Below are 14,434 nucleotides of genomic sequence, written 5' to 3'. Positions count from 1 at the left end.
TGTTGGTCTCGCCTACAAAAAGCGACTTGTCCGCTCCGAAGGCAATCCGCATTACACCGGACTGGAAGCCTGCCCTGAAGTCGATGGATGCCCCTTGATACTGTCCGTTTTCCCCCTCTTTCTACCAAATATTTAAAAATCAATTATTGGAAAGTAGTTTCAACCTTTTTATATCCCCATTTATAAGTGCTTCCTTTTTATCATGACTCCACTTTTGTATTTGTTTTTCTCTGTTGAAAGCAAGGTCAATTCTGTCAAACTCTTCAACATAAACCAGTCTTACCGGAAGGTTCTTTTTTGTAAAATTAGAACCTTGGCCTAGTTGATGTTGTTCAATTCTCAGATCTAAGTTTTTTGTACTCCCAACATAGTATTGCCCATTTCCGCAAATCAAAATATACATGTAAGCTGCCATATAACTTCTTGTTTCGTCGGAATTTGAAATCCATCAACTTAAAGTTACTCATTTTATCATTTTTTGAAATAAGGCTACTAAATTCTAGTTATTCAAACCCTTGTCTTAAATCTCAATCTTATCTTTTGCGATCTGGATAAATCCCACTTCTTCCAGCTTTTTTTTGTGGCACCACCTCTTTGGTCGGGCTCGTTAAGGGATTTTAAGTGAATTTGGAAATTGAAAAGCAGGCGGATAATCCTATTTATTTTTTAATTTGCGCCATTATTTCAAAAAGAACTGACTCAGCTCATGCAGATCAACTTCAAAAATAACATCTTGCCGCACTTTGTTGGAGTTGTGGTCTTTTACCTCATCGTATTATTTTATTTCTCTCCTGCTGTTTTTGACGGCAAAATTCTTTTCCAATATGACATTCTTCAATGGGAAGGTGCTGCCAAAGAAGTCATGGATTACAGGGGGGAAACAGGCGAGGAAGCACTTTGGACCAACAGCATGTTTGGCGGAATGCCGGCATATTTGGTGAGTTTTGAAGTTCCGGGAGACATTACCAATTTCCTGATTAAAGTGGTCACTTTGGGACTCCCCCACCCTGTCAACTCCTTGTTTTTTGGAATGTTGGCCATGTATATCCTGCTTTTGAGTTTCAAAGTCCGACCTGAATTTTCTATCGCGGGTGCAGTGGCTTTTGCCTTCAATACCTTCCATATCATCAGCTTGGACGCAGGACACAATGCAAAAATCTGGGCCATCTGCCTCATTCCTCTGATCTTGGCAGGAATTCACTTGGCATTCTCCGGAAAAAGAATTTTGGGTCTTGCTCTTTTTGCTTTTGGTTTGATGCTCCAACTCAAATTCAACCACCTACAGATTACCTATTACACTTTGTTGATTGTGTTGATTTATGGCATCGGACAAATTGTAGCCTCATATAAATCAAAATCACTCCCGGATTTTGGAAAAACAATTCTAATACTGGTTTTAGGGGCTTGCCTTGCTGTCGGTTCGAATCTAAGCAGGTTTATGGCTGTGCTAGAATATGGAGAATTTTCCACAAGAGGACAATCCAATATTACATCAGCCAATACATCCGAAGGCGGTTTGGACAGGGATTATGCCTTTAACTGGTCGCAGGGAAAAATGGAAACCCTGACGCTTTTGGTTCCTTTTTTCTATGGTGGTGGAAGCGGTGAAGCTTTGCCCAAAGATTCCAACTCAGAACAGGCTTTGCGGAGCAATGGCGTTGAAAGTGCCCAAGCAACAGGGTTTATTGAAAAAGCACCCACCTATTGGGGCGAGCAGCCGGGAACAGGAGGTCCTATTTATGGTGGGGCGATTATGCTTTTTCTGTTTGTTTTGGGTTTGATATATGCTCCAAAGACATATAAATATGTATTCCTTTCTATTACACTTTTATCAATTTTACTTGCATTGGGCAAAAACCTGGCATGGTTTAACTACGCAATATTTGATTTTCTTCCGGGATACAACAAATTCCGGGCTGTAACCATGGGACTTTCCATGGCGCTATTCGCCATTCCGGTATTGGGAAGTTTGGGTTTGGAGTACCTATTCAAAAGCGGCGATAATAAATCCCTCATCAAAAACCTTTCGATCGCTTTGGGAAGTACAGCTGGATTGGCCTTGGTATTCATGCTGTTTGCAGGAATATTTGGATTCAGGGCACCTGTAGATGCCAACCTTCCGGAATGGCTCGTGGATGCTATCCAAGAAGACAGAAAATCCATGCTTCAGAGCAGTGCAATGAAAAGCGTTATTTTTATTTTACTTGCAGCTGCTTTGATATGGGCGGGATTGAAAAGCAAAATCTCTGCACAGGTTGCAGGATTGGGCATTGCGGTTCTTGTTGCTATAGATCTCTGGACGATCAACAAAAGGTATTTGAATGAGGAATCCTTTCAATCAAGTCCATCTGCTCAGTTTTTTGCCAAATCTCCGGCTGATGAAAAAATCCTAAAAGATGAAAGTTATTTCAGAATTATCAGCCTAGAAGATCCTTTTAATAACGCCAGGCCAAGCTATTTCTTCAATAGCATCGGTGGCTATCATGGAGCAAAAATGAAGCGATACCAAGAATTAACTGAAAATGTATTGGGTTCTGAAATTCAGTCTTTTATCCAAAAAGCACAGGAAGGAAATTTTGATTGGCAGGGACTGAAAGCACTGAATATGCTCAACACCAAATATGTAGTAGCAGGTCCTGCTGAAAATGCTGTTTTCACCAATCCCGAAGCAAATGGGCCGGCGTGGTTTCCATCCAATATAAGGTCCGTCACCTCCAACGAAGATGAAATCAAACTCATTTCTCAAATGGATACAAAAAACGAAGCAACTGTTAATGAGACTGAGTTTGGAAAAGTCCAGACTGGTTCGGGTTCAGTTGCTATCACTTCCCAAAAACCAAATGAGTTGAAATATTCTGTTGAGGCGACAAAAGCCGGTTTGGTTGTCTTTTCTGAGATTTACTATCCAAAAGGATGGAAAGCACTTGTCAATGGGCAAGATGCCGATATAATTAGAACCAATTACCTGCTTCGTGGCATATCTGTTCCTGCAGGAAAATCTGAGGTTTTAATGAAATTTGAACCTGACAGCTATTACAAAACCAAGAATGTGACAGTAATCTTTCAATATCTTATTCTTGTGACAATGATTGCGGGTATATTTCTATCAGTTAAACCTTTTCCAAAACCATGAGCAAAAAGGAAGAAGTAAAGGAATTTTACGATGAATATGTGACCAAGCAGGAAAAGACGGGGATTAATTCACGCCATATATCCATTATTGATAAGCTTGTCCAATCAGGGTTAAAGTCAAATCATAATGTTTTGGAGGTTGGTTGCGGTATCGGCACGGTCAGTCAATTGATCGCGAAGAAAACCCCAAAAGGAAAAGTTTTGGCGGTCGACATCAGTGAGAAAAGCGTTGAAAAAGCCAAAATCCTTTGGAAGCAATTTTCCAATCTAAGCTTCGAAGTTTCTGACATGAGCGATTTTACAAAATCCGGTCAGACATTTGATTATTTTGTTTTTCCTGACGTCTTGGAACATATTCCTATAGAGCAGCACTCCAATTTGTTTGCCAGGATAGATGCCCACTCCCACGAAGGTTCGGTGGTATTCATCCATATCCCTGCACCTAGGTTTTTGCAATATAACATCAGCAACGAACCCCAAAAGCTCCAAATTATTGACCAACCTTTAGACACCGCTACTTTGGTTGCTGTCTTGAGAGACAATGGCTATTATCTCGACAGGATGGAAACTTATCCTGTTTTCTTTGCCGAAAAAGATTACCAATACTTTGTTTTCAAAAGAAATACCAAAGTCACCAAAAGTACTTTAAGGGGAAAATGGCCTGTATTTATAGAAAGGACAATTCTTAAAATCAAAAACAGTATCTTTCTGTAGCCAATTCTCAATAATTCAGATCCATTTCAAGACCATCTATGATTATTTATACCTATCCAGTACGGACTGCATTTACGGATAGAGATGTTGAAATGATCCAGACTAAGTTTTCCATCAAAACCCTTCAGTTTACCCAAAACCCGGTTGCTCTCCCCTTTTTCTTTATTCTCCAGTTTTTTCAATTGGTAATCTTCCTTCCAAAGACGACATATTATTTGTGCTTTTTTGGGGGATACCATTCTGTACTACCGACTTTCTTAGGCAAAATTTTCAAGAGAAAAGTTTTTATCCAATGTGGAGGAACAGATGCAGTCAATATGCCGGAGATAAACTACGGGAATTTCAGAAAGAAATGGCTGAGATTGGCGACTGTTTACAGTTTTAAAAACTGCACAAAAATCCTCCCTGTAGCCGATTCTCTTATCCAATCGGATTATAAATATGATCCTCTGATTTCATCCAAACAAGGTTTGAAGAACCTGATTCCCGATCTAAAGACCCCCATCAAGACTATCCACAATGGTTTTGATACTGATTTTTGGATTGACTTTGGAAAAGAAAGGAGGCCGATGACCTTTATCACTGTGGCAAAAGGAATTTCCAATCCTGTCAGGGCAAGGATCAAAGGGATTGATATGATCGAATTGATTGCAGGAAGATTTCCTGAGGCCACATTTACCTTGGTAGGTGATCTTGACTATATCCCAATGGCGAAAAATATTTCCACTACAGGGCCAAAAGACAAAGCCGGATTGAAGGAATTGTACAACAGTCACAGGTTTTATTTGCAGTTGTCAACATCTGAAGGGTTTCCGAATGCATTGGCAGAAGCCATGCTTTGTGGCTGTGTTCCCATCGGTTCAGCCGTCGGAGACATTCCTTTGATCATAGATGATTCAGGCTTTATTTTGGATCAAAAAAATCCCGATAGATTAGCCAAAATAATTCAAGAGGCTTTAAACATGGATTTTGAAAAGAAAAGATCAAAATCCAGAAATAAAATCTTGAAAGATTATCCTTATTCCAAAAGAAAAGAAGAATTATTGGGATTGTTTAACTGATTAATCAATTGGAAAAATTTGCCCGCCAAAGCATTCTGACTACCCTCTCCCATTATTTGGGAGTGGCAATTGGGTATTTCAATGTATTGTGGCTCTTTCCGTATTCCCTTGCCCCTGAGCAAATCGGGATCTTCAGAACAGTGCAGGACATGGCGATGCTTTTGGTTCCCTTTGCGCAATTGGGATTGGGAAATGCGATCACGAGGTTTTTTCCCCAACTCAAAAGCAAGCAGGGTTCATTCCTCACCTTCAGTGTTTTGGTTACCTTGATGGGATTTATTGCTGTCTCCCTGTTGTTTTTTATTTTCAAAAGCCAAATTATAGCTGCCTTTGCCGTCAATTCCCCGCAGGTCATTGACTTCTTCATTGTGGTATTGTTGATTACCCTATTTGCAGTGGTCAATACTGTTTTGGATGCCTTCAGCAGGTCTTATATGAAGATTGCTGTTCCGACTTTACTTAGGGAAGTATTGTTGAGGTTGCTCTCGACGGTGCTAGTTTCGGTATATTTAATCGGATGGATAGATTTTGATCAGATGATTTGGGGGTTATCGCTCAATTACCTCATCGTCCTCGGAAGCTTGATAGTCTACATGGTCCGCATCGGTATTTTCAGCATTGAAACAGATTTCTTTTTTGAAAGAAAAGGATTCAAATCAGAGTTTCTCAACTACAGCATAATTACTTTACTCGGTACTGCCGGAGGCATTTTGATCATGAAAATTGACAGCCTGATGGTGAGTTCCATGATCGGATTAGAAGCCAATGCGATTTATAACATTGCTTTTTCAATTGCCATCGTCATGGAAATGCCACGAAGGGCAATATCTCAGGTAAGTATGCCGGTGGTGGCAGATTATTTTTCAAGGCAGGAATACCCAAAAATTGACAGACTGTATAAAGATATTGCAGTCAATCAAACTTTGATTTGTGTTCTGTTATTTCTTGGCATTTGGTCCAACATTGATAACCTGTACCATTTTGTACCGAATAATGCCATTTATGAAACAGGAAAATGGGTCGTTCTTTGGATTGGGTTTGGCAAAATGTGTGACATCGTTTTTTCCATCAATGGCGAAATCATTGTTTTTTCCAAATACTACATTTTCAATATTACCGCCACCGTCATCATGAGTGTGGCAGTTGTGGTTTTCAATTTGTTGCTCATTCCTTCCTATGGTATAGAAGGAGCAGCATTTGCTTCATTTTTGGCCATGTTCCTTTATAATTTCATCAAATACCTCTATATCAAAATAAGGCTTTCCTTTGAGCCATTTTCGTGGGATGTACTGAAAATCATTCTTTTGGGAGTGGTTATTTATTTTGTTCAAGCTTATCTTTTTCGAGAAAATCAACCTGGAATTCTTGACACGATCATCCGCTCAATTGTAATCACCTTATTGTATGTATTGGGGATTTTTGCATTGGGCGTCGCCAAAGAAAATCAGAAAAAAGTAATTCAAAAAATAAAAGGGCTCAGGCCTTAGAGTGTTACCAAACCTCTTTACTGACAGGATTTGAGCTGCCACGATATCCGCAAACTTCCACTGTTATCCTGCATCCGGAGATACGAGGTCCTTTATTGCTAAAGGATGAGGCCTGTTTTTGGAAAGGGCTTCACTCGGGATTGTTTTATAATTGTGAAGTCGGAACATGTCGGCGACCCGAGCCATTTGTGCAAATATACAAATTAATGACAGATTGGACCGATTGCTTTTTCATAAAAAACCTGCAAAAATCAGCTATCAGGCTAATTTCCCATACAAAGAAGGAATCTTTTTGATTGACCAAAAATCATTTTGTCAAGAACTTAAAATATGTATTTTTATTAGGTAAAAATTTAAAAAAAAGATACTGATCAAATATTCAACCAATCTATCCAAATTATTCATTCAAAATCCACTGATTTTCAGTACAAAAATCCGTCTCTGATTTTGAATTGTTAAATTGACAAAATTTTATTCTTCAATCAACTATTTTTCATCACTGAATTCGTGTAACTTTGCGGTTCGAAAAGGCTATTAAAATGTATCAAATAAAAAAGCTCCTCGTTTGTCTTGACCAAAGTAATTTGGATGAAACCTTGATTAGGTTTGCTTCTTTTGTGTCTCGGGTCAATCAGACTAAGAAAATCTATTTTACCAACGTCATCAGAAACCTCCAGATTCCAAAGGAAGTATTGGAGGAATTTCCCAATCTCATTGAAAACATGGTGGAGGAAAGGAAAAAGCAGATGATCGAAGTGGTAGAAAAAAACTTTGGACGTAGAGAAGATATTGAGTTTTCTTTTGTGGTCAAAGAAGGTCAGCTGAGCAAAAAAATTCTGAAACTGGCCCTCGAGAAGTCTGTCGATATGATCATCATTGGCAGAAAAGTAACACTTCCCGGTACAGGTGTTGTCTCTCAAAGACTTGCTAGAAGGGCGAGTTGCTCTCTTTTGATTATTCCCGAAAAAGCTGAACCAAAAATGGACAAGCTTCTGGTTCCGTCGGATTTTTCGGATTATTCCAAAGACGCACTCGAAGAAGCTGTCTTGATTGTAGAAAAATACGGAGGAAAAGCAGAGATAATCTGTCAAAATGTGTTTACGATACCTTCGGGATATCACTTTACAGGCAAAAGTTTTGAAGAGTTCACCTCTATCATGTTGATGCACGCCGAGATCAATTTCAAGAAGTTCATCAGAAACATAGACACCAAAAACATCAAAATTACGCCAATTTACACCCAAGATGATGACGATGATCCTGTAGAGGAAATCATCGCCAAGGCGAAAGAAATCAAAGCAGATGGCATAATCATCGGTGTCAAAGGAAGAACTGCAGCCACGGCTTTGTTTATTGGAAGTATGGCAGAGCGCCTGATCCAACTGAATGAAACCTTTCCGCTTCTCGTCACAAGGCCTAAAGGTAAAAACGCAGGAATCCTCGATTACATTCTTGAAATCTAGAAGTCCCAAGATTTTGAAATATTGCATTTCCGGTCCCCTTGTAACTCCAATGGGACCGGATTTTTTTTTGAATTAGAGTTATTTCCGTCAAATAGGCAGTAACTTCAAAAACAATACTTCAGGAATTAAACCTCTAGATAGTATTCATGTCAAAGAACCCGATGATATCTATCAGTGACCTAGAACTTTTGGAATTGATCCGAAATCCCGAATCCAGGGATAAAGGATTTAGGCTACTCGTGGAAATGTATCAAAAAAGGGTTTATGGCATTATCCGGAAAATGCTCATCATCCACGAAGATGCAGATGATGTCACACAAAACACCTTTATCAAAGCATTTAGAAACATTGAAAGCTTCCATGGAAACTCAACCCTTTTTACATGGTTGTATAGGATAGCGACCAATGAAAGCCTCAATTTCTTGGAGAAAAAGAAGAGAAGGTTTTTCTTCCCCATCGAAGACCATATGGAAGCCATGGCAGGCTATCTGGACCAATCGGGGCTTATTTCCGGCGAAGATATTGAAATCAAGCTTCAAAAAGCCCTGCTGAAATTACCTGATAAGCAAAGGCTCGTGTTCAACATGAGGTATTTTGATGACTTGAGTTATGAACAAATCAGTCAAATCACCCAAACTTCTGTGGGTGCTTTGAAGGCGAGTTACCACCATGCCGTCAAAAAAATAGAAAATGAACTTCATACTGACTAAACCTCAGTATCTTAAGCATGTCTAACAGATTATAATATGAAGAATCTACCCGATCACAATGTTTTCAAAACCCCGGAAGGATATTTCGAAAATCTTCCAACCCGTATTTTGGAAAAAAAGAAACAGAGGAAAAGCATTTCGATTTCTTTGGTCCAGATGACTGCTGCGGCAGCAGTGGTTATCATTGGCGTTTTCTTTTTTGCGATCAAAAATGATGTCAATATTGATCAGAGTATTGAAGCAAATCTTGAACAGGAAATTGATTTATATATCAGTTCAGGTCTTTGGGAAGCAGAAGACATTCTTACCTTTTCAGAAAATCCTGACTTGATTTTGGATGAAATCATAGAAGAAGAATGGGGTGTTGCTGAAGAAAACCAATTTGGGGAAGAGTCAGGTGAATGGTGGTAAAACAGAAAAAGGCTATGAAAAAGGTAATTTGGATACAGACAGTTATTTTGTTTTTGGGTATTGCGGCTTATGCCCAAAAGCCCACAACAGCGTATGACAAAGAAAAATTGGAAGCGGCAAGAGTGGCATTTATCACAAACAGGCTTGACCTTAAGCCCGAGCAGGCAGAGAAATTTTGGCCCCTCTTCAATCAATATAATGAAGAGCGGACCAAAATGATGGATAAAGTCTCCTCCCTTAACCGGGAATCCATGCAAGAAATAACTGAAGCTAGGGCCAAAGAAATAATCCAAAAACGGTTTTCAATTCAACAGCAGTTATTGGACAGGGAGAAGATTTTTATGGAAGAGATAACCAAGGTCATCTCTCTCCAACAGGCAATAAAACTTGGTGGCGTAAATAGAGAATTTACAAGGCAAGTTTACCAACGAAATCGCGGCGGAAGAGAAGGAGGAACAAAAGATTAAAAAAAAAGCAGCCAAATGGCTGCTTTTTGCTTATTTGTTTTTCAGGAGATCTCTTATTTCCTCTAGAAGAACTTCAGATTTTGGCGGTGCAGGTGGTGGCGGTGCCGGAGCTTCGACTTCTTTCTTTTTGAAAGAGTTCATTCCTTTGATTGCCATGAAAATCACAAATGCAATGATTAGAAAATCAACCACATTCTGGATAAAATTACCATAGCTTAAAACAACCGCTGGCAATTCCCCTTCTGCTTCTTTAATGATAATGCTAAGGTCTTTGAAATCAACACCTCCCAAAAGAACTCCTATCGGAGGCATGACGATGTCGTTCACAAATGAGGAGACAATTTTTCCGAAAGCACCGCCGATGATCACAGCGACGGCCAGATCGACCACATTGCCTTTCATGGCAAACTCTTTAAATTCTTTTATAAGGCTCATAAATTAAATGGTTTTGGATTTTAATAATAAAGTTACAAAATAGTAAAAATTCAAAATCAATTGATATTTATCTATTAATAAAGTAATCATCCGAAATGAAATCCTTTGAATTGACATATTATGAATTAAAATTTGGATGTCGGAGATTAAAAAAAAATTACCGCAGGCATAAGCTATAATTTTTCATAAATTTACCCTGAAAACCTATTAAACTTTAACCATGAAAATAGCCTTGATTGCCCATGATGGAAAAAAAGCCGACATGGTCCATTTCCTGAGTGGTTTCAAAAAGCAATTGCAGAATTCTAACATTCAACTGGTGGCTACCGGTACCACCGGGTCACACATTGAAAAAATAGGGATACAAGTACAGAAAATGCTTTCCGGACCTATCGGTGGCGATGCACAAATTGCAGCTATGGCAGCCCAAAAAGAGCTCAGCATGGTTATTTTTTTTAGAGACCCTTTGGATAAACACCCACACGAACCTGATGTGCAGATGCTGATGAGGATATGCGATGTCCACAACATCCCCCTTGCGACCAATCCCGCGGCAGCTGACCTGATGTTCAAACAATTAACTTCAAAATTTTAATGGAACCAAAAACTATCAAAAGAATCGGTGTGCTTACATCAGGTGGCGATGCTCCCGGTATGAATGCCGCCATCAGGGCTGTAGTCAGGGCAGGATTTTATTATAATCTTGAAATGTACGGCATCTACCGAGGATATGAAGGCATGATTCAGGACGATATCAAAAAGCTTGAATCAAAAAACATCGCCCACGTACTGGAAAGAGGCGGAACATTTCTAAAATCTGCCAGAAGCAGCGAATTCAGAACACCGGAAGGAAGAAAAAAAGCCTACAATAACCTAGTCAAACATGGAATCGATGCTTTGGTCATCATCGGTGGTGACGGTTCGTTGACAGGTGCGCATTTATTCTATAATGAATATGGAATCCCATCCATTGGCTTACCTGGGACGATTGACAATGACCTGGCTGGAACTGACCTGACTATCGGATTTGATACCGCTTGCAACACCGCAATCGAAGCCATAGATAAAATAAGAGATACCGCTACCTCCCACGACCGTCTTTTCTTCGTCGAAGTGATGGGAAGAGATGCCGGTTTTATCGCCATCAACGCAGGCATAGGCAGTGCGGCGGCGGCCACGCTGATTCCTGAGAAGAAAATGCCGATCGAAAGGTTGGTTGAGAGATTGAAGGCAAGAACCAAAGCCATGAAGTCTTCCAACATTGTCATTGTTGCCGAAGGTGGAAAAAGCGGCGGTGCAGTTGAAATCGCAGAAAAAATCAAAAAGGAACTCCCGTACTACGACATCAAAGTGACCATTCTTGGGCACTTACAGAGAGGTGGAGCTCCAAGTTCATTGGATAGGGTTTTGGCTAGTAAGCTGGGTGTTTTTGCAGTAGAAGGACTGATGCAGGGAAAATACGATGTCATGGCCGGAATTATCAATAACAAAGTGGTCTTCACTCCTATTGCAAAAGCAATTGTGGGCCATAAAGAAGTAGATGAAGATGACTTCAGAATTGCAAAAATTTTATCGACGTAATTAACTTGAAATAAAAAAGGAGGTAGAAACCTCCTTTTTCTTTTTTAGCACTTTGCAATTTTTTACATTAATCCAAAAAGGCGCGGCAACCACAAGGAAAATTCGGGCCAAAGTGAAATTACAATCAAGCCCAAAATCATAGCAATAAAAAAAGGAATCAAAGGACCGATGACTTTTTCAAGAGTGGTACCTGCTACCTGAACACCAATAAATAAAACCGAGCCTACAGGAGGCGTACACAATCCAATACAAAGATTTACAATCATGATGATGCCAAAATGCACAGGATCAACTCCCAATTCGGTGACTATCGGCAAGAATATCGGAGTGAAAATCAGCACAGCAGGTGTCATATCCATAAAAACACCGACAAAGAGAAGAATGAGATTAATGAGAATCAATATAACAATAACATTATCGCTGATAGAAAGTAGGGAATTGGTAATAGACTGAGGGATATCCTCACTTGACATCACCCAAGACATGCTCATCGATGTCGCTATAAGAAGCAGCACAATGGCTGTTGTCTCTGATGATTTCAATAAAATGGATGGTAATTCTCTTATTTTAAGTTCTTTGTAGAAAAGCGATAGACCCAAAGTATAGATCACTGCAATGGCGGAGGCCTCTGTTGCCGTAAAAACACCACCCACTATTCCACCTATCACAATGACCAAAAGCATCAGCGAGGGAAAAGCACGGAAGAAAGTCCTTCCAAATTCCTTTAAGGAAACCCCTTCACCCGGAGGTAATTTTTCCTTTTTGATAATAATCGCAGCTGTAACCATCAATACCAAACCAATAAAAATTCCAGGCAAATAACCTGCTACAAACAATGCTGCAATAGAAACACCGCCGGAAGCCAAGGAATACACGATCAGGATATTGGATGGGGGAATGATCAATCCTGTAGTCGAGGAAGTGATATTTACAGCCGCACCAAGTTCTTTAGGGTAACCTTCCGTTTCCATCCTTTTGCCAAGAATACTACCCAAAGCGGAAGCCGCAGCAGCAGCCGAACCTGCAATAGCGCCAAAAAGCATCGCGGCGATCACATTTACATATAACAAACTTCCGGGAAGTCTTCCTGCCAGAGATTTTGCCAGTTCTATCAAGCGGTTTGCAATTCCTCCTTTATTCATAATCTCACCTGCCAAAACAAAAAACGGAATTGCCAGCAAGGCAAAACTATCCAATCCTGTTGCCATCCGCTGTGCAATAGTTGTCGCTGATGGGCCGGCAGCTACTGAAACCAATAGGGTAATAAAACTTGCGATTCCCAGACTCCAAGCTACAGGCACTCCTATTGCCAATAAAGTAATAAAGGAAAGAACCAATATAATGATGCTGATATATTCCATGGATCAGGAGTTATAAAGTCTGTAGTGATTGGAAATCTGAAAAACCTGGTAATAGATAACCAGAAGTCCGCTTATCGGCAAAATGGTATAAATATAGGCAAGCGGAATCTGCATCGTAGCCGACTTTTGCCCAAGGATAAATGTGATATAAACCAGATTGATCCCTCCCATTACCATCACAGAAAAAGCAAAAAACAGGACAATGACATTGATAAGGATCATCAATTTCATTTTGGATTTGCCAATAAGGCGGTTTGGAAGCAGGTCAATGGCAATGTGTTGATTTTGTCCTGCGACATAGGCAGCCCCCAACATCCCCAACCAAATTAGCATATACCTTGACAGTTCATCTGTAAAAGAGCTGGGGTTTTGGACGACATATCTCGACAAAACCTGCCAAGTCACATTGAAAACCATCAAAGCCATCAACATGACCAAAAGGCCCGAAACCACTTTATCAAGTTTCAATTTAAAAGTATGATTAAGCATTGGCTAACTTATTTTGGGTTGAATAAATAGTTTATCAAAAGAATTTTAATGGCTTGAAATAAATACGCTTATCCTCAACAATAGAATTCTTTATTCAGTCTTCCTGATTTTGTCAACAATTTCAAATAGATCGGGTTGGGAGGTCTTGAACTCTCGGTACATCACTTCAGTCGCCTCCCTGAAACCAGCCACTTCAGGATATAAAATGGTAACTCCTGCTTTTTTCAACTCTCTGTAAGATTCCTCTACGGACTCTGCCCAAAGTTTATATTGATACACCACAGACTCGTCAGCAGCTTCCTGAAGCCATTTTTTCTCCTGATCATCAAGCAGTTTCCAGACTTTGGTACTGACGATCAGCACATCAGGCACGGCAGTATGTTCATTGATGGAATAGAACTTACAGACTTCATAATGCTTGGAAGTATAAAGGCTTGGCGGATTATTCTCGGCACCGTCGACGATCCCTTGCTGCAATGCGGTGTAAAGCTCACCGTATGAAACAGGAGTCGGAGAACCCCCCAAACTCTTTACCATATTGATAGCAGTATTGCTTTCCATGACCCTGATTTTCAAACCCTTGAGATCAGATGGATTTTCTATCGGTTTGTTTTTGGTATAAAAACTCCTCTTTCCTGCATCATAGTAACACAATCCCCTCAACCAAAAATCTTCCCCGTCTAGCAACAATTGTTTTCCGATTTCCCCCTTCAACACCTTATCCCTATGGGCATCGTCTCTGAACAAATAGGGCATAGACAAAACCTGCATTCTAGGAGCAAAACTTTCCATCGTTGCTGAGGAAACTTTTGTCATTCCCAAACTTCCAATCTGAAGCAATTCTACCAACTCCCTTTCAGTTCCCAATTGTTGGTTTGGATAAATCCGAATCTGCATCTGTCCATTTGATTTCTCGGCAACTTTATCGGCCATGAATACCATTGCCTCATGGACGGGATGCGTTACCCCAAGCCCATGCCCCAATTTGATGACCCTCACCCCTCCCGGACCTTTGCAGGTAGAAAATAAAATCAGTGAAAACAAAAGCAAAAATGTAAGCCTTGAAAAAAAAGACAAACGTTTCCGATTTTTCTGTTTTGAATTTAAATCAGTCATGGGTTTC

The 14,434-nt window shown here is 40.0% G+C and carries 15 protein-coding genes; 10 read left to right on the top strand and 5 right to left on the bottom strand.

Annotated features, from left to right (window positions below; genetic code table 11):
- Window positions 1-139: 139 nt before the first annotated feature.
- Window positions 140-415 carry a GIY-YIG nuclease family protein gene (locus tag DQW11_RS15140; protein ID WP_113924885.1) on the bottom strand — a complete coding sequence of 92 codons (276 nt, stop codon included), beginning with the start codon at window positions 413-415 and terminating at the stop codon, window positions 140-142.
- 291 nt (window positions 416-706) lie between these two features.
- Between DQW11_RS15140 and DQW11_RS15135 the strand changes: the two genes are divergently transcribed.
- The 8 genes from DQW11_RS15135 (at window position 707) to DQW11_RS15095 (ending at window position 9,445) form a co-directional block, all read left to right on the top strand.
- On the top strand, window positions 707-3,133 hold the full coding sequence (locus DQW11_RS15135; protein ID WP_113924884.1) for a YfhO family protein: 2,427 nt from the start codon (window positions 707-709) through the stop codon (window positions 3,131-3,133).
- The gene (locus DQW11_RS15130; RefSeq protein WP_113924883.1) at window positions 3,130-3,846 is read left to right on the top strand and encodes a class I SAM-dependent methyltransferase; all 717 of its coding nucleotides are present in this window, start codon (window positions 3,130-3,132) and stop codon (window positions 3,844-3,846) included. Before DQW11_RS15135 ends, DQW11_RS15130 begins: the two co-directional genes overlap by 4 nt.
- Before the next feature lie 38 nt (window positions 3,847-3,884).
- Window positions 3,885-4,907, top strand: coding sequence for a glycosyltransferase family 4 protein (locus DQW11_RS15125; RefSeq protein ID WP_113924882.1), 1,023 nt, complete (start codon window positions 3,885-3,887; stop codon window positions 4,905-4,907).
- Between the two features lie 8 nt (window positions 4,908-4,915).
- Entirely contained in the window at window positions 4,916-6,394 is a 1,479-nt protein-coding gene (locus tag DQW11_RS15120) for an oligosaccharide flippase family protein (RefSeq protein ID WP_113924881.1), read from the top strand.
- Between the two features lie 539 nt (window positions 6,395-6,933).
- Window positions 6,934-7,857, top strand: coding sequence for a universal stress protein (locus tag DQW11_RS15110; RefSeq protein WP_113924879.1), 924 nt, complete (start codon window positions 6,934-6,936; stop codon window positions 7,855-7,857).
- A gap of 161 nt (window positions 7,858-8,018) precedes the next feature.
- A complete protein-coding gene (locus DQW11_RS15105; RefSeq protein WP_113924952.1) occupies window positions 8,019-8,567 on the top strand; it encodes an RNA polymerase sigma factor in 549 nt (182 codons plus the stop codon).
- Between the two features lie 36 nt (window positions 8,568-8,603).
- On the top strand, window positions 8,604-8,978 hold the full coding sequence (locus tag DQW11_RS15100; protein ID WP_113924878.1) for a hypothetical protein: 375 nt from the start codon (window positions 8,604-8,606) through the stop codon (window positions 8,976-8,978).
- Window positions 8,979-8,992: 14 nt separating this feature from the next.
- Window positions 8,993-9,445, top strand: coding sequence for a type 2 periplasmic-binding domain-containing protein (locus DQW11_RS15095; protein ID WP_113924951.1), 453 nt, complete (start codon window positions 8,993-8,995; stop codon window positions 9,443-9,445).
- A gap of 30 nt (window positions 9,446-9,475) precedes the next feature.
- On the opposite strand, the gene mscL is transcribed toward DQW11_RS15095, so the two are convergent.
- Window positions 9,476-9,880 (bottom strand): large-conductance mechanosensitive channel protein MscL, encoded by a 405-nt coding sequence (gene mscL / locus DQW11_RS15090; RefSeq protein ID WP_113924877.1) that lies wholly within the window; start codon window positions 9,878-9,880, stop codon window positions 9,476-9,478.
- 220 nt (window positions 9,881-10,100) lie between these two features.
- On the opposite strand from mscL, the gene DQW11_RS15085 reads away from it, so the two are divergent.
- On the top strand, window positions 10,101-10,475 hold the full coding sequence (locus tag DQW11_RS15085) for a methylglyoxal synthase (protein ID WP_113924876.1): 375 nt from the start codon (window positions 10,101-10,103) through the stop codon (window positions 10,473-10,475).
- A complete protein-coding gene (gene pfkA / locus DQW11_RS15080) occupies window positions 10,475-11,461 on the top strand; it encodes a 6-phosphofructokinase (protein WP_113924875.1) in 987 nt (328 codons plus the stop codon). Before DQW11_RS15085 ends, pfkA begins: the two co-directional genes overlap by 1 nt.
- A gap of 62 nt (window positions 11,462-11,523) precedes the next feature.
- Here the strand turns inward: pfkA and DQW11_RS15075 are convergent, their stop codons facing one another.
- From DQW11_RS15075 to DQW11_RS15065, 3 genes are all read right to left on the bottom strand, one after another.
- Complete coding sequence (locus tag DQW11_RS15075) at window positions 11,524-12,822, bottom strand: TRAP transporter large permease (RefSeq protein ID WP_113924874.1); 1,299 nt, start codon at window positions 12,820-12,822, stop codon at window positions 11,524-11,526.
- Between the two features lie 3 nt (window positions 12,823-12,825).
- A complete protein-coding gene (locus tag DQW11_RS15070; RefSeq protein WP_113924873.1) occupies window positions 12,826-13,311 on the bottom strand; it encodes a TRAP transporter small permease in 486 nt (161 codons plus the stop codon).
- Window positions 13,312-13,401: 90 nt separating this feature from the next.
- Window positions 13,402-14,427: a TRAP transporter substrate-binding protein gene (locus tag DQW11_RS15065; protein ID WP_113924950.1), complete on the bottom strand. Its 1,026-nt coding sequence runs from the start codon at window positions 14,425-14,427 to the stop codon at window positions 13,402-13,404.
- Window positions 14,428-14,434: the final 7 nt, after the last annotated feature.

The sequence above is a fragment of the Cognataquiflexum aquatile genome (assembly GCF_003316845.1).
GTDB classification, from domain to species: domain Bacteria; phylum Bacteroidota; class Bacteroidia; order Cytophagales; family Cyclobacteriaceae; genus Cognataquiflexum; species Cognataquiflexum aquatile.
This window is presented reverse-complemented; position numbering and strand designations above follow the sequence as displayed.